General features: G+C 43.4%; 9 protein-coding genes. All 9 read left to right on the forward strand.

The window, feature by feature from the left end; genetic code table 11:
• Positions 1-196 precede the first annotated feature (196 nt).
• The 9 genes from MHH93_RS26685 (at position 197) to MHH93_RS26725 (ending at position 18,096) form a co-directional block, all read left to right on the forward strand.
• Positions 197-2,218, forward strand: a complete 2,022-nt coding sequence (locus MHH93_RS26685) for a DUF5693 family protein (RefSeq protein ID WP_440391335.1) — start codon at positions 197-199, stop codon at positions 2,216-2,218.
• Entirely contained in the window at positions 2,194-3,375 is a 1,182-nt protein-coding gene (csaB, locus tag MHH93_RS26690; RefSeq protein WP_500056480.1) for a polysaccharide pyruvyl transferase CsaB, read from the forward strand. Before MHH93_RS26685 ends, csaB begins: the two co-directional genes overlap by 25 nt.
• A 7-nt stretch (positions 3,376-3,382) precedes the next feature.
• A complete protein-coding gene (locus tag MHH93_RS26695; RefSeq protein WP_440391337.1) occupies positions 3,383-4,141 on the forward strand; it encodes a WecB/TagA/CpsF family glycosyltransferase in 759 nt (252 codons plus the stop codon).
• 374 nt (positions 4,142-4,515) lie between these two features.
• On the forward strand, positions 4,516-5,643 hold the full coding sequence (locus MHH93_RS26700; RefSeq protein ID WP_036612523.1) for a glycosyltransferase family 4 protein: 1,128 nt from the start codon (positions 4,516-4,518) through the stop codon (positions 5,641-5,643).
• 163 nt (positions 5,644-5,806) lie between these two features.
• Complete coding sequence (locus tag MHH93_RS26705; protein WP_500056481.1) at positions 5,807-9,700, forward strand: S-layer homology domain-containing protein; 3,894 nt, start codon at positions 5,807-5,809, stop codon at positions 9,698-9,700.
• Between the two features lie 206 nt (positions 9,701-9,906).
• Positions 9,907-10,248: a hypothetical protein gene (locus tag MHH93_RS26710; protein WP_036612519.1), complete on the forward strand. Its 342-nt coding sequence runs from the start codon at positions 9,907-9,909 to the stop codon at positions 10,246-10,248.
• Positions 10,249-10,765: 517 nt separating this feature from the next.
• A complete protein-coding gene (locus MHH93_RS26715) occupies positions 10,766-14,311 on the forward strand; it encodes an S-layer homology domain-containing protein (protein WP_500056483.1) in 3,546 nt (1,181 codons plus the stop codon).
• 407 nt (positions 14,312-14,718) lie between these two features.
• Positions 14,719-17,367 carry a hypothetical protein gene (locus MHH93_RS26720; protein WP_500056485.1) on the forward strand — a complete coding sequence of 883 codons (2,649 nt, stop codon included), beginning with the start codon at positions 14,719-14,721 and terminating at the stop codon, positions 17,365-17,367.
• Between the two features lie 135 nt (positions 17,368-17,502).
• Positions 17,503-18,096: a hypothetical protein gene (locus MHH93_RS26725; protein WP_500056487.1), complete on the forward strand. Its 594-nt coding sequence runs from the start codon at positions 17,503-17,505 to the stop codon at positions 18,094-18,096.
• Positions 18,097-18,131: the final 35 nt, after the last annotated feature.

Genomic DNA, 18,131 nt, shown 5'->3' on the forward strand with positions numbered 1-18,131 from the left:
AGAACATGAGAAGGCCTCTCCGCACCGTAAGGTTGGTTGGCGGAGGGGTTTTTCTTTGAAATAAAAGTGTAGATAGACTGGCATATATCAGGGCTTGTTGACACAAGCTGTTTGTAACCTATTGTATAAATGTTAAATGAACGAATTACTTGAGCTGAACGTGCATTTGGTTCCAACACTTGAGGAGGTACATGTAGTGCGTCAAAAATGGCTTTATTGGAATAACGCTTCTCGGAAGTGGTTGTGGCTCGTCGTTATTATCGGTCTGGTTGCGTCCATCCCTGTAATCAGTGATCGGGTGCAGACAGAATCTTCTGCCAAAAAGGTAGAACTTGTTTTCAACTATCGGGGACTGCTGGATATCTCCGCGTATCAGGCACATCCGCAAGATTTCATGAACGAACAATTAACGCGTCTGAAAGACGCAGGCGTAACAACGATGGCTGTGTTCGAAAGTACATTGGACGAGCTGAGAAAGACACGCCGACTAATGGTATATAACGGCCAGGATCTCGCGAACCTGACCAAAGATGTAATTCCTTCTAACGCAAATTACACGTATGTGTTATTTACATCGGAGGAAAATGCACAGACGTATACCCCTATTATTGAACAAACGTTCGCTGATCGGCAGATCCCGGTAGTTCCTTGGGAGTATGAAGGTCGTAGCGGCTTAATATTGCAGACTCCTCCGGAGAATGCCAACATGCAGCCTTTGCAGCCCGATCCGGTTGCCGTGAAGATGCTGCGTGATAAAGGATTCTACATCTTGCCGCGGATCTCGGACAGTGTGCCATACAGCCAGGAATCGATGGAGCGCTTGCTTACCTTCTTCGAAGAGAATGGCGTAAAGCGCATCTTGTTTGATGGTGATGCTGTGAAAGGGTACAATGATAATGCAGAGATGAAAAGTCTCGATCAATTCGCACAGTTGCTGAACAAGCACAATATTGGTCTTGCAGCTATCGAGAACTTGAAGAAACCGCAGTCTGGATTCCAGACCCTTGCGTATAAAACGGACTATAACGTTACGCGTCTATACTCACTTAGTGATGGCGATGCCAATCTGGACGTAGATACGATCGCTGACCGTTTTGTTCTAGCAACCAAAGACCGCAACATTCGTATGCTCTATATGAATGCATCACCAAGCCGGAATACAGCTAAAGCCATGATTACAGATCCGATTGAGAATTTGATCAACAGCCTGGGTGAACCTGGTCATGCGATAGAACGTATGGCGAAGCATGGCTTCGAACTTGGACAAGCTGAAGCATTCACAGTGAAGGATTCGTCGATTCAGCGTTATGCCAAGCTGGTTGCTCTCGTTGGTGCGATTGCGATGATTGCGCTTATGGTTTCTTATTTCATCCCACTATTGACCTTGATCGCATTTGTGGTTGCTCTAGTGGGCAGTGCAGGATTGTTCCTCTTGAAACCAACGCTGCTGGAGCAAGGAATTGCCTTGCTTGTGGCTATAGCGGCGCCGACCATAGCGATGGTGCTGGCCGTTCGTACCGTGAACTATCAGCAACAGCGTCAACCCGATGCATCTGCGGGTCGTCGTTTGAGACAGACTGTAGTTTTATATGTAAGAACGTCAATTATTTCGTTCCTGGCAGTACCTTTTGTCATCGCGTTGCTTAACAGCATTACGTACAGTCTGGTAATCAACCAATTCCGCGGCGTAAGTCTGTTGCACTTTGCACCTATGGCGCTGGTAGCGATATACATTGTGTTTTATCGTGGTTCAGGATCGTTCTCTATTCAGAAAATTAAAGAAATGCTTCGTATGCCAATCAATGTGTTAATGGTTGTTTTGGCGCTCGTTGCTGCCGTTGTTGGATACTATTACTTGAGCCGTACAGGCAACTCGGGATCAGTAACACCATTCGAGATGTTCCTGCGTACCACGTTGGAAGATACGTTCGGTGTACGTCCGAGATTCAAAGAATTTATGCTGGGACACCCGCTGTTTATCGTTGGCGTGTTCGCCGCTTTAAAATATCGTAAAGTCATCTTTGTGCTCATTATTGCAGCGATTGGACAGTTGTCCATGGTGGATACGTTCGCGCATATCCATACGCCGGCTGTATTGTCACTCATTCGTGGAGTGATGGGATTGGGACTTGGCTTAATCTTCGGTATCATTGCTGTGGGTGTGTGGCAAGTAGCGGAAGGATGTTGGAAAAAATGGTCACCACTTCTCAAAAGTTAGTCATCTCAGGGTATTACGGATTCCGCAACAGTGGAGACGAAGCGGTGCTAAAGTCGATTCTGACAGCACTGGAAGAGGAAAGCCAAAGGTCGAACGTCACCATTGAACCGATTGTTCTCTCGGGTGATCCCGAGTGGACAACCTCCATGTACGGTGTGCGCTCCGTGCATCGTATGAAATTGAAGGAAGTCCGTGAAGCACTCAAGGAGAGCGACGGGTTAATCAGTGGCGGAGGAAGTCTATTGCAGGATGCAACTGGACTGAAATCCATTCCTTATTATCTGGGCGTGATCAAGCTGGCTCAGATGTTGAAAAAACCAACGTTTATCTATGCACAGGGAATTGGCCCTGTGAATCGTAAATTTTTTAATCCGATGATCAAATCGGTCTTCAAAGCTTGCACTTATGTGTCCGTTCGGGATGAACAATCTGCAGACTACCTGCGTGGGCTCGGGCTACAGTGGAATCAGATCCACGTAGTACCTGACCCGGTAATGGGTTTGCCATTACCTGAAGCAAAAGTTGAGAGTGGTGCAGGTTCAGTCTCAGCCAATGGTGCTGCCGAAGCTAATCGAGTGGAAACTACATCTGGAGCACACACGAAGCTTCCTGTGATCGGCATATCCGTACGGTTCTGGGAGTCGGATCGTAAAGAGCTAACGGCTATTGCCGCAGGATTGAAAAAGTTGTGTTCCAAAAGAGCTGTTCACTTGCGTTTTCTGCCGTTTCATTTGCCGATTGATGAACAAGCATCACGATTCCTTATGGAATTGCTCGGTGATGTGACCAGCAAAGGCAGTGAGGTTAGCATCGCACAGGATCTGACCGACCCTCAGCTTATGCTGGAGGAAGTCAGCAAGTGTGATCTTGTCATCGGTATGCGTCTGCACAGTCTTATATATGCAGCTTCGCAGTATGTGCCACCGGTGGGCATCTCGTATGATCCGAAAATCGATCAATTCTTGCTTCGACTGGATAGTGAACCCGCAGGGGATACGAGCTCACTCGATGGCGACAAACTCGCCAAGACTGTCGTTGGACTGCTGGATCAACGTTCGCAGTGGCTGAAGGAACATGAAGAAGGTATCACCCAACTGAAGCAGGAAGCCAGAGTGCCTGCACAGCAGATTATTAACTATTTAGGCCGCAAAGGATGAGATAAAGATGAGTCAGACCGGATCCATACCTACCGTTTCGATCTACGGCATTCCTTTTTCCAAACTGACGATGAAAGAAACGGTAAAGGTTCTCCAGGAAGCTGTGCTGTCCAAGCAACCCCATCAAGTCATTACCGCCAACCCGATTATGGTTATGGCTGCATTGGAAAATCCCGCAATTATGGAAGTTATGCAATCTGCGGAATTGATTGTTCCTGATGGAACAGGTGTCGTATGGGCGGCGAATTATTGTGGAGATCCTGTAGCTGAGCGAGTGCCGGGATTTGAGCTTTTACATGAATTGCTGCGTGTTGGAGAAAACTATCGATGGGGCGTATATTTACTCGGTTCCACCCCTGAGGTGATTCAAGAAACGGCAGTTCGGTTACAACAGCAATATCCGGCGATTCGAATTGTGGGTTATCGCGACGGTTATTTTGGTCCGGCTGAGGATGAACAGGTCATCGCTTCCATTCGTGAAGTTTCGCCTGATCTGTTGTTTGTAGCACGTGGGGCTGACACACAAGAACCCTGGATTCACAAGCACAAAGATGCACTGCAGGTTCCCGTAACCATGGGCGTTGGCGGCAGCTTTGATGTGATCTCGGGTAAAACCAAACGTGCGCCTATGCTGTTCCAAAAGTTAAGACTGGAGTGGTTCTATCGCTTATTGCGTGAACCAAGCCGGGCTGGTCGGATGCTTGCGCTGCCGAAATTCGCTGTTAAGGTGATGCGTGACAAAGAAAACGTGACGAAAGTCCGTTAAAAACAGGTAATTAAGAGATAAATGCTTGTTTATGCTAGAAATTGAGGATAGCTTTTCGGATGGGATCGGCGTATAATTCATTCCGGATTACATGTGTGCCACTCAAATGAAACTTTAAGTTGCACGTTGCCACTTCGATGTCAGAATAACCTTTTGATCGCTGTTATCTCTGGATTTCTATTTCTAACCTTTACAAGGTTGAAATCCCGTGATAAAGGCGAACGCTTCGCTTCTACAGGTTATTTCTGCCCTCTCCGTTCTGGTGCAAATGGCATTTTTCATCAAAAGTGACTAACAATAATTTTTATATATAAAAAGAGATCAGGGGATTTATAATTTCGTACAGGTATTATAATTGGGGGTCGAATGTTCAAATGGTAGCGATCTTTATCATTGGATTTATCGTGTCAATGGGACTGGCTCTTGCCCTGACACCGCTTGTCAAAAAGTTCGCAGTCCGCATTGGCGCAATGGATACGCCGAATGCACGTAAAGTTCACACACGGATCATGCCACGTCTTGGTGGTCTGGGGATATTCCTGGCCTTTATTATTACAGTTGCTGCATTGCTTCCATTTGTATCCGCATGGTTCACAACTCGGGATATGAGTTTTGTCAGCGCGTTTCTGATTGGTGGAACCATTATCGTACTGATCGGAGCACTGGATGATCGGTTTGAACTGTCGGCCAAAGTGAAGTTGCTTGGTCAGATCGTTGCTGCTTCTGTCGTTGTATTCGGATTTAATATCCGGGTAGACTTCGTTAACATTCCTTTTCAGGATTCCTATTCTTCACTCGAAGCTTGGGTATCCATTCCGCTGACGATCTTATGGATCGTTGGTGTAACGAATGCGATTAACCTGATTGATGGTCTGGATGGTCTGGCAGCCGGTGTATCTGGTATTGCCATTGGTACCATTGCCGTAATGTCCTTCCTGATGGGGAACATGATGATTGCCTTGATGTGTCTTGTATTGCTGGGTAGTATTATCGGATTCCTATTCTTCAACTTCCACCCGGCCAAGATCTTCATGGGGGATACCGGATCACTATTCCTTGGTTTCTCTCTGGCGATGCTGTCCATGCTCGGATTCAAACAAATTGCTATCGTGTCCTTCATTACCCCGCTGATCATTATCGGTGTGCCGCTCTCGGATACATTCTTCGCGATTATCCGTCGTGCGGTACAACGGAAACCGATTTTCGCACCGGATAAAGGCCACCTGCATCACTGCTTGCGTGAACTTGGATTCAGTCACCGTCAGACGGTACTGATCATTTATGGAATCGCTGCGTTCTTCGGAGTTCTGGCGATTATCCAATCTTCCGCTGCCATGTTCGAAGCGAACTGGGTAACGTTTGTGGTCATCTGTATCATGATGTTCTTCCTCCAAGTCGGAGCAGAAGTCATCGGACTTGTTAGCAAAACGAGAAGACCGGTTATTAACTTCCTGATGCGCATGCGCGTCAAGTTAAATCCGGAGACTCGTTCGAAATCATAAATAGATAAATGTAATGCTTACAGCTATTCTTGAATATTATTCCAGACCCAACCTTATCCCTCGTGGATAAGGTTTTTTGTTTATTTTGAGCTTTTTACTAAATAATTGGAACCTTTTGCCGATATATAAAGGTAACTGACTTAAAAAGAGGAGAGATGATTGAATGCAACGTACGAAGAAGCCGTTAATCTGGCTGATGATGGTGGCGCTGGTTGTATCTCTAATACCAGCTGGCCTTGCACCAGTCGCATCGGCGGCGGGACAGACAAGTTACTTTACTCCTGATAATGCTGGGAATGTCCAATTGAAAGATACAGTAGGCCTGAAGCTGAGCGGAAACAGTGCCAATGCGGATGTGTTGTCTCGTACATCAGCTTTTGTTGTTACAGGTAAGGAACAGGTTTTAACAGGAACATTCACTAACGTAACAGGTTCTACACTTGGTGTGAACGTTCAGTTGATGAATCTTAAAGGGGACACTTGGACTCCTGATAGTACACGTGTTGCACCAGGGGTAGTAACTGTTGATCCTAATCGACCGGATAATCGGTTTAGATCAACCATTACACTTTTCCCAGGGATGAATAAAATTACGTTTACAGGTTCCCAAGGACCAAGTGAACGCTCTGAGAGTTTTTATATTTTATACGATTCCGTCCCATACATTGAGAAGCTGCAAGTCCTTGGTGGAGCGGATAACCTCAACTTGAATGAAGGATCTCAGGTCGTGGTTAACACCGGCGAAGTTACAATTCAAGGTGTTGCGCAGAACTCATCCAAAGTAACGATATCGTTGAATGGTGGCTCGGAGCTACCTACATCACTATTGCAGGATGGTACATTCTTCTCTCCGGTACTGACACTAAAATCAGGTGAGAATACCCTAAGAATGACGATTGAGAGTGGCGTCGATAAGAAAGTATTTAATTATTCTTTGTTATATTATGATGAGACCAAACCATTCACTAAGTTGGATTTGATTGAAGGTGCAAATGGGCTGCCGCAAAGCATGCTTTCATCAGCTAGACCAACCTATGGAGGCACTCCTGCTAATGCGAATGTAAAAGTACAGTTATTACTTCCAGCAGCTGATGCTACGGTAGATCCGGTCATTGATGTTGATGGAGATGGAAATGCGAGTGTAAGTAATGTGGAAGTGGAGCCTATACCTAGCGTAGGGCAAAATACACCAGCCTATGCTCTAATTACCTTCGATATTAATTCAATCTCATTTATTGGAGCACCTGATCGATTACAGAATCATAGTCTTTCGGTAGACTACGGCGATAAAAAAGTTACGACAAGTATGAATTTTGAATATGTACAAAATGCGGTTGTTATTACAGGATTGAGATATCTTAGAGACTACAACGGGTCTGGTACTGTACCAGATGGAATACCCCTTGATGGAGCCAGCGTGAGTGCTTCTAACTTCTATATTTTGGTAGAAACTAGCAGAGCACCAAGTGATCCAACCACGCTAGTTGCGGACTATCTGCCTAGAGGAACAAGCACAATTATCGTGGACCATGTGGGTCCACTTAGTGCGACAGATACTACAAAAAATATTTACCAGATTAAAGGGTTCAAAACGGGAAATCAAGTTGTTCAATTTAAGTATTCTGGTTCTGTGACAGGCCGAAACGCAACGATTTCTTTCGCTTCAAAAAGCTTTATCTCTGTAGAAAATCTTACTGATGGTCAAACTCATGATTTGAAAGACAATGCCACAGGCGTTCCAATCCTGGGTCAGTACATTGGATTTGATACGCTTAGCAGTCCATATTTTGTAGCTGAAATTTTTGCCAACGGTACTAAAGCATACTCTACTGAGGGTAGCGGAAATACGGATTTCCCACGCAAGTTGAACCTGGGGGCAGATGGAACAATTAATAGCGTGATCATTCCTATTGGAGAACCCGATGGCTTGTTATTTTTCGGTGAGAACCGAATTGTGCTGACAGGAACAACTAAGGATGAGAACGGACAACTTAAAGAGGTATCCAAAGAACTTCGAATCTATATTAATGATAATAATATTTCGAACATTCGAAACTTCCAACCTGCAATTACGAAAGGTCGACCAGAATTTATTGAACCATTAGACCAGGATGCACAGTGGGTCAAAGATGCGTTCAATATGTCACCAGAGTTTGTGTATGCTGATAATAAAATCACCACCAGCTTGAAGAACTTTGATATTGTCATTCGCGGAGCAGGTGCGACACGGATGAGTTTGAGCATGGGGACTCAGAAGATATTCGATCAGGATATTCCAGATGGAAACACGGCAAGTTGGGACAATGCAAAGATTGATCCTCAGTATGCACTGGATAATGGTACTGTTACAGTTGACAGAGCAGGTCGCCAACAGGACTTTGTTATTCGTCTGCGTAATCTCAAAATGGATACACCAGGAACGTATATCTATACACTAGACCTCTTCAATCGGACGGGAGCGAAGACCAGTCAGAAACTTGAAATTGTTAAAGAAGTAACGGGATACCGTATTTTATCACCTAAACCGACTTCAGGTGATCGTGTAGTTGTAAATAAGAACTTTGTTCATTTTGACATCGAAGCAGAAGGTGCAACAGGGGTTATCATTGATAAAGAACCTGCACAGAAGCTGCAAGGTGTAGAGACAGATCGCTTTGTCCTGGACTATGTAGGGTTGAAGCCGGACAAATCTAATAAAATTAAACTAACCATTAACCGTGATGGTGTAACAACCACCGACACTATTGATGTATTCTACACAACAAGCCCAGGTATAGATTCCCAATACATGGCTCCGAAAGTAGCTAATAAGTATTCAGCCTTTAATAAAAAGCTGGAATTAAGTTTCCCGAAAGGTACAGTTATGGAAAGTACCGATATCCGTGGAATCAAGAAGTTCTATCCAGACAATAAGTTACTCTTTGGTATTGCAGATCCAAATAATGGTATTGTAGAGCGTCGCAATGATTATGGTACTGTCATGGGCGTGGGTTCAGAGCGAGGTGAGGGTGACCCAGTCAACTTCGATGTTCAAGAAGAATACTTCAGAAGATTCTCTGCCATTGTCGGGGATACATTGAACTTCAGTCCAATTTCTGATATTTATTGGGTGAGTGGTGGTCTGGGTGAATATGGTTCAAGAGATTCAACAACGTATAAGGCTCCAACGAATGGTATCGGACCGTATACACCTGACGCTCTATACGGAGATGTTAAGGTGCCAGCGGAGCGTACAATCAAGCCTTCACAGCGTGGAACACTAACACTGACCTATGATTCGAATGTAGTTGATGATGCTGGAACGACGATCTCCGTCTTCTACTACACACCAGGACGCGAGTGGAAACGAATTGGTGGAGAAGTGGATTCCAAGAAACACACAGTTACTGTGCCATTTGATCAATTTGGATATTATAAAGTCATGAAATTAAGAAGAAGTTACAACGATATCACTAATCATGGATGGGCTAGAAATATTCTGAATGCGTTGTATGCCAAAGGTTTCATGCAACCGATTCGTTTCGAACAATTCGGAACAGATGATCGTGCATCCCGTGGCGAATTTGCTACCATTCTTGTAAAAGGATTGAACTTGCCGATTACTTCGGATAATAAACCTACATTTACAGATGTAGGCGCAGGGACAAGTTCATTTACGTGGGACTATGCAAGTATTGAAACGGCAGCCAGAGCAGGTATTGTATCAGGACTTACGGACGGAAACTTTGGTCCGGATCAACCTCTTACACGTGAGCAAGCAGCTGTAATGATCGCAAGAGCTCTTGAGTTAAAGTTAGCAAGCAATGATAGCAAGTTAACTAGTGCATTGGCCAAATCCTTTATTGACTCGGGAAGCATGGAAGCTTATTCAAGACCAGCGATACAAGCGGTTACGAAGGCTAAAATTATGGAGGGATCTCCAGTTACAGTAGCGGGTCAGAGCAAGCAACAGTTTGCATTTAACCCGAAAGGTAATCTGACTCGTGCAGAAGCGGGTAAAATTGCAGTAGAGTTGCTTAAGAAGAGCACCAAAGTTTTCCCTAAAACCTTGAGCTAATTTCTATCTAATATCGAATCAATTTAGGAAGGACCTGACCCTTACTCTAAAGGGGCAGGTCCTTTTCATGGCTGTCAATGAATTGACATAGAGTACTTTTATAATAGAAGAAACAGAATTTTTACCAATAACTATTTTTGTAATTTGCTAGAGTTTAAGATACAATAACGGTAAATACACAATGATCTAGAGGGTGAAGTTAGCTAATGAAACCGATTTATTCGAAAGCCCAGCTGGGCTACATGAAGGCAAAGACACAGTTTGAGAAGCAGGCAGTCATTCTGGAGAAAAAGTTGGAAGATACACGTAAGACTCAGGAGATCTCTCAGGAAGTTATGGAAGGGCTTGTACAGTCCACTGGCTTCCATGATGCGTATAACAATCTGGTTCTGGCTGAGAATGAGTTGATTGAATGGTCTCACACGACGATGAAGCATGAGAAAACATACCGTGAGAACAGACAACCAATTGACGATATGTATCTGAGATTGAACAGTGATCCCAATATGCGTGCTCAAATTATCGAACTCGCGATGAAGATTAAATAACTTATATTTCCAGAACTGCACCAAGAGCATCCCAAAAGGGGTGCTTTTTTATTTTATTTTTTGTGAATTTTGTCGCTTCATGGGCTGAAGTTGCGGGTATAAATAAACGTTGGTAGCACAGACAAACCAGAGATCACCATTCCACATTCACTGCTGTATCAACGGTTTGAAAAGGTTTTGAATGGCTTCATACCCGCACTGTACCTATACATAAAAAAAAACAAAACTTTTTTTGTGCAATCCGCAACTTTTTGAAATCTACTGCGTTTAAAGTGTAGAGTCGAAAACATTGGGCCTGTTACCAAGAATGACCTCGTGAAGAATCTTGTCTATTTATTAGAAAAAATTGCTTTACGGCACGAGAGACCCATTGTATAATACGTAAGGTAGGATTAGGAAACTACTCTATTTACGTGTGATTCTGATTTACAAACTAGTTTACAAGTTTCTGTGATATGCTCACAGACATCATTTATATTAACTTGCTCACAACTCTGGAAAGGGGGTGCAACAATATATGAGGAATACGAGCGACCCTATTAAAAAAGAAAATTCAAATGTTATGAACGCCCAAGGAGGAGAAAAAAAGGTTATGAAGAAAATTTTATCCGTAGCATTGTCTACAGCAATGGCATTCTCAATGTTTGCATCTGTAGCATTCGGTGACACAGCAGTTTCCCCGCAACAACAGTTTGATGCATTGAAAGCAAAAGGTATCTTCAACGGTTATCCGGATGGTACAGCAGGTCTTGACAAAGACATGACTCGCGCTGAGTTTGCAAAAGTTATCACTAAATTGCTGGGTCTGAAAGAGATCACTGGAACTCTTTCTTACACTGACAAAAACTACACAGCTAAAAACTGGGCTGTACCTTACATCGAAGCAGTAACTGCTGCTGGTATCATGGAAGGTAAAAACGTTGAGAAGAAAATCTTCGACTTCAACGGTAAAGTGACTGTGTCCGAGATGGCTACAATCCTGACTCGTGCATTGGATCTTGAAATCCCAGCTGAAACAAACAACACTGCTCCAGCTTGGGCTAAAGGTTATGTTCAAGCAGCAATCAACGCTGGTTTGGTTGATGCAAACACTAACTTCACAGCTAACGCTTCCCGTGAATTGCTTGTAGGCGCTGCTTACGCAATTGACGAAGCACAAAGCTTGAAAGTAACTTCTTACACAGTAACTGAAGGTGGAAAAGTTGTTGAATTCAAAATCAGCGACGGCGAAACTGTAAAAGTTACTTTGGATAAAGCTCTTGAAGCTAACAAAGAAACTGAAGTGAAATTTACTTACAAAGAAAAATCTTTCACTGAAAAAGTTACTTATGTTGTAGAAGCTGCAACTAAAGTACAATCCGCTTCTTCTGTTAACTTGAAAGAAGTTGACGTTGCTTTTGACGGTAAAGTAGACAAAGCTACTGCAACTGACAAAAACAACTACAGCATCGATTCCAACTCTAAAGGGATCAAATCGATCACTTTGTTGGCTGACGGTAAAACAGCTCGTCTCTTGCTGAATGAATCCAGCAAATTCGTACAAGGAACAACTTACAAAGTTGTTGCTAAAAACGTGAAATCTTCTACTGGTACAGTATTGCCACAAGGTGAAGTTTCCTTCACATCTGCTGACAATGTTCTGCCTACAGTAGCAGAAGTTAAAGCTCTGGGAACTAAAGTTATCAAAGTAACTTTCTCTGAGCCAGTTGTAGCTCCAACAAGCAGCAACTTCCAATTGGATGACAAAGCTTTTGTTGGTTCTGTAACACAAGGTGCTAACCAACGTGAAGTAATCCTTCGTGATTACACTGGTTCGATCTCTGAAGGTGCTCACAAGTTGACAACTTCTTTGGTTGAAGACTTCGCTGGTTTGAAATCTTTGTCTGCAACAACTGACTTCACAGTAGCTGTTGATACTGAAGGTCCTAAAGTGACTGAAATCTCCGCTACTCTTGAAAAAGTAACTGTTACTTTCGATGAAGAAATCGATCCAGCTTCTGTAACTAACGACAGCTTCTACTGGAAGTCTGGCGATACTAAGAAAACTGGTACAGTAACTCAAGTTGCTTCTAACGTATATGAAGTTCAATTCACACAAGCTAACCGTCTGCCAGGATATGAGTCCACTTTGTTTGTAGAAGTTAAAGACTACTCCGGTAACGTTAATGCTGTGAAAGAACACAAAATCAATGCAACTGTTGACTTGGTTCGTCCACAAGTAGTTGAAACTACATTTGGAGATCGTACTAACACATTGACAGTTCGTTTTGACAAAGCTGTAAGTGCAGCTGATAAAAAATACTTCACTATTAAAAAAGGTGACGATGTCATCCCAGTAAACAGTGTGGTAGCAGCTGACTCTTCCAACAAAATCTTCTACGTTACTTTCTTTAACACACTTGCAACTGGCACTTATAACTTGAAAGTTGCTGATGTTCAAGACACTACAGCGTTGAGAAACACATTGGTAGAATACAATGGTACATTCGTAGCTAACGATACTGCGAACCCTTCCATCTCTTCTACAGATTACAATGAGTCTGCTCGCAAAGTAACATTGAACTTCGGTCGCGAAATGGACTTGGCAACTGTTAATACTAAAGGTAACTACTACATTAACTTCGAGAAAAACGGTGCTAATACTCAAAACATCGCTCTTCCAACTGAAGTTAGCGTAAACGCAGTTAACGGTGGTAAATCCGTAGTACTTCAGTTCCCTGAGTTCATCGATGGAACTAAAGTTACATTCGGACCGAACGGCTCCGTTAAAGGTGTAGTAGCAACTGGATTGAAATCCAAAACAGGTCAAGTAGTATCCTTGGATGCTTCTAGCTTGAAAGATGCTGCTACTAACCAATTGAAATGGACTAACGCTGTACAAAAAGATGCTAAAACTTTCGAGTTGACATTCAACCAAGTAGTTGCATCTGCAAATGTTAGCGACTTCCAAATCAACGGTGCATACCCTGCTTCCGTTAGCATTGATGAGAACAAAGTAACATTGAAAACTACTGATGAAGTAGCAGGTCAAACTCTTGTAACTCTGTTTGCTAACAACTCTATCGAGACTTATTCTAATGGCAAACTTAACCTGTCAACTAATGCTTCTATGACAGTTAACAATGCTGTAGCTCCTCGTGTAACTGGAGTATCTACTAGAACTGGAGCAGGTGCAAACCAAGAGTTTACAATCACATTTACAAATGCTGTGGATAATATCGATGGCACTAATGAAGCTGACATTGCCAATGATATCATTGTTAAAGATTTGTCTGTAACAAATACTCCAGCGCTGACTCCAGTTGCTGATTATGAAATTGCTTCTGTTACAGATAATGAAGTAGTGGTAACGCTGAAAAAAGCATCAGCTCTTGACAAACCAATCTCTGTTCAAGTAAAAGATGCTAAATATCTCGTAGCTTTGGGTACAACTTCTAAAGCTGCTGATTCCAGCGTGTATACTGTTGCTGCTCCTTCTGCTACTGTAACTAATCCAATTGCAACTGGAACTACAATCACAGCTCCAAAGACTGCTATTGCAGCTTCAGCTGATGTTGCTGGTATTAAATTGATTGCTAATACTCCAGGTGCTAACGGTAATAACATTACTCCTGTTGTTATCACATTGGATACTGCTGCAGCTGATAAAGTGACTTTCGCTAATAACGGCGCTGCAATCACTATTAACAGTGCTGCTACAAAAGCTGACATCATTCAAGCTATCACTGATGCAAGCTTGCCTTACAAAGCAGAAAATGGTACTTCTACACAAGCTCTTCCTACAACAAATGGTGATACTGTAACTTATACGTTTGCTAACGGCGCTAACTCTGCTGCTGGTAAGCTGTCTGTAGCACTGAGCAAAACAGTAACTTCACTCGTTAACGGTGAAGTAACTATTACTACTGCTGGTGTTGCTAAAAAGTACACTGCTACTTTGGTAGGTGGAAATTCAATCGAAGTTAACATTGGTAATGACAATGTTGCTGGCGATCAATTCGCAGCTACTGTAGTGTACAACAACAACAACATTGCTGTGGCAACAACAATTAGCAATAACTAATATCTTTGAAGGAGGGACCAGAGAGTTAATTCTCTGGTCCTTTTTTTATTTATAATCAATTGTAATGATTGAGCTTTACTTGCAGACATAGTATCTTCATTTATGCGAGAGTGATGATGAAAAAAGCAGCCTAGATTCTGAGGGTTAAGCATTGAAAATTACAACTAGTTTGTTCCTCGTGATGATTCCAATTGTGGATGACACAATACCTATGGACTGGAGTAGATTCCCCACTTTTTAGTGGGTTATTCTCTGAATTTTAAGTTAAGGTCAGAGATGCATCCTCAGATAATGGAAAATAACTAAGCGTCGAAAGTCTCTTACAAAAAACCAACAACATCGTAACTTTCTCCCCATCCCAAACGTTTATACTATAAAGCAACAAGCAACTTATGGGAGGTTTGGAAGTGGATCATAAAAAGGTCATAACGACTTTGATAACTAGTATGTTATTCATCAGTTCAAGTGGAGGCTTAGTAGTTGCCGCAAGTACACCAGCTAACTCAGGTAAACCTGCTACAAATAACAGCGCAACAACAAAGAAGCAACAGACAACAACCACGAATAAAGTCGTACATACTTTGGCTAAGGTACCTGCGGTTAAAGTGAACGCACGGAGTACCGTGAAATTAACCGACGTTAATATCTTGTCGCAAGACGACGGGAATACGGTGACGTATACACTGACGTATAAAAATAATGACAGCACACCGATGATGATGCTTGATTATTGGAGCAAAGTGAAAACAAAAGGTGGAACAAGCTTCTCTCCAAAGCTGATCGCCAAGGATCAGGAGAAAAAGACGGTATCACCAGGTTCCACGGTGGATCTCACATACGTTATGAAGGTTGGACGTGAAGTGAAATTAAGTGATCTGAACTTCCTGATTGTAAAATGGGATTTCAGCAAACCGAATTATGAAAGCACGCTGGGGAAATTCAATGTTCCCGCATCATATAGCATCACTACACCTGTAGGCAAAACGAAGACGGTTCGTCTGAGTGACTCAGCCGTCAAGGTTAAAGTCTCGGGTATTAAAGTATATCCGGGTGAGAATAAGAAACAATACGTCAAAGTCGGCGTAAACCTGAATAATATCAGTTACAAGCTGTTGGACAATCCAAACATCAAGTGGATTCTACGTACACCAGGTGGTACGAATTATCCGTTGACTCCGGATAAGGATAGTACAAGTGTCAGCATTCAGGCACAGGCCAACAAAACGTTAAATTTAATGGCTTCATTGCCTACAGCATTGAAACTGGAAAAGTCCGAATTACTTCTTGTGGAAGAACAAGGTGAAGAGAAGACTGCTCTGCCAGTGGCTGCATTACAGCTTCCTGAAGCTAGCCAAACCAATGTAAACGTAGTAGCGAATCAACCGAACATTATCTCGATTGATGGACAACCTGTATCGACTCTTCTGGAATCTGCTCGTGTCCGTGGAGAGGATGAAGAGTTTGATCTAACGATGCAGTGGGTTATTAAGAACCAAGGGAAAAAAGAAGTTAAGGTTCCCAAATACGCATTAGAGATCCGTACAGAAGATGGTACTTCCTATCCGATCGAGACGAAAGCGCTGGATGATCTGAAGTTGAAGCCAGGTGCAACTAAAACGATTAAGCTGATCACTACGATTCAAGGAGATGGGGATACCAGTAAAATCAAATTATATGCGATGACACCGACGACCAAAGATGAGAGCAAAGAAGGGGAAACGTCTGGTGGAGGCACGAGTGGTTTTGAGTTCTCCTATCCGGTTGGCATCTATGCTATTCCTGAATCCGTAACAAGTGGAGATGGACTTACGACAGAAACGGTAATTAAAAATAGTAAAGGTACATTCGGTGTATCTGTAGGCTCCTTGCAACGGCTTCCTTGGACAGACAGTGATATTATTGCTGCCAAGGTCACTATTCGTAATGCATCAGCCAAAACAGTTCAATTGCCTGAACTGGAAGCGATGTTCACGATTGATTCCGCTAGAATTGACGGAGATACGAAGCTGATTAGCGCGCAAGGTGGCAAGTTGCTCGGTTCGGGGATGGTCATGGAAGCTTATCTCTTGACGAAGATTCCATCTGAACTTAACATGAGCCGTCTGGAATTGACTTTGCTGGAGAAAGTAAGTGAGGAAGAAAAGAATGATTGGATTACCCTTAGCACGTCCGGGTTAATTCAGCCCCTCTCTTATGTAGGCGAAGGGAAGACTTATACCCAAGGAACTTCTGATAAAGAAACAGAGCTGGGCATACGCAGAACGTATGTGTATCCGGGATCTTCGTCCGATATTGTATATACCGAATTCGAGATGACGAATAAGTCTCTGCGTCAGAGTGGCCTTGCGAAGTTGGTAGGATACTACAAAACAGCAGATGGTCAATATTACAAAGCAACAGCCAAGCAGGCAAACCGTGTACCGGGACCAGGTCAGAAGAGTATTGTGACGTTCTGGGCTAAAGTGCCGAAAAGTGTAAAAACATTATCTGATATGCGTCTGATTGTAGGTGAAGGCGTTGCTGACAACAAGTTTGTCACCGGTGAAGGCGAGGCGACGGCTTATGTTAATGCCATGTCATTTGAGGTGCAACCGAAATCATTATCTGTTCTATCCTCTCTGAATGACATAGACTTGTATCCGTTCAAATTCTCGGGTAGCAATATCAAAGCTTACCTTACAGGTGGAACGGCAGTACAGATCGAGATGATCTACTCCTTAACACAGGAGGAAGCTGTGGATAGTGGAGAGTATGGACACAAGCTTGTTCTATCTCTAACCGATGGGTCAGGAAAAGTGTTTGATAAAGAGATCACACCAGGGACCGATCTGAAGACAGGCATTAACCAGACGCTCAACTGGAGTATTGATGACACCGTATTTGACAAAATACGTGGTGGCTCATATCGCGTAGCCTTATATGATGTGTTCGAGGGACAACGCCTACGCCTTGCAGAACAAGGCTATAGTTACGATGTATCCAAACTGCCAAAAGAAGAACCAATCATCCCAGAGTTTCCGGAAGAGGGTTCTAATAATCCCAATAATAATCGGTAATTTGTACGAAAATTAAGATATTCTAAAGCTAAGACCTCGCTTCCACATCTGCGGAAGCGAGGTTTTGCTTGTCGCATGTCTATTTATTCTCTATAGTTAAAGTTAATAGATTACCAAAGGAGGAAAATGATTCACATGAAACCTTATATGAAAGTATCCCTCGCTGCGCTCGCCATTGGTGTTGGCGTGTGGGTTGGGTCGGTATACAGCAATACAGCCAGTGGAGCAGGGACTAGCCAACCAGGTACAGCGGATGATCCAGTTGTAACGAAGAGTTACGTAGATCAGCAGATCCAACAGGCTTTGGGCGGTAAGATCCCGACAGGAAACGGTAGTACCAATATGGGAACAGACAGCAATGCAGGAAATGGTAACAACACCGGCTCCACGGGAACAGGGAACTCAGGTAGCACAGGTGGAGACACTTCGCTTCCTCCACTGGTCTCAGGCGCATCTGATGCCGTTGAGATCGTAACGGTGAAGCCGGGTCAACAGCTGATCGGGAAGTCTGGAGCGGAGTTCATTGTACGTAGCGGCAAAGCTGTGATCGTCAGTGAAGGTACGAATGGTGTAGCTGATCTGACGGACGGGATTGACCTGACAAATGGACAGGCAGCGCCAACCAATCATCTGCTCTCTTTTCCAAGGGATGGACGGGGGATCGCGGTATTGGAAGGGAATAAATATAGCCTAACCGTAATGGTTCGTGGTGGATATACTCTGAAATAGGATGGGTAGCTGTGAAAGGAATTATTCATTCGTAA

This window comes from Priestia sp. FSL H7-0729 (genome assembly GCF_038005685.1).
GTDB lineage: Bacteria > Bacillota > Bacilli > Paenibacillales > Paenibacillaceae > Paenibacillus.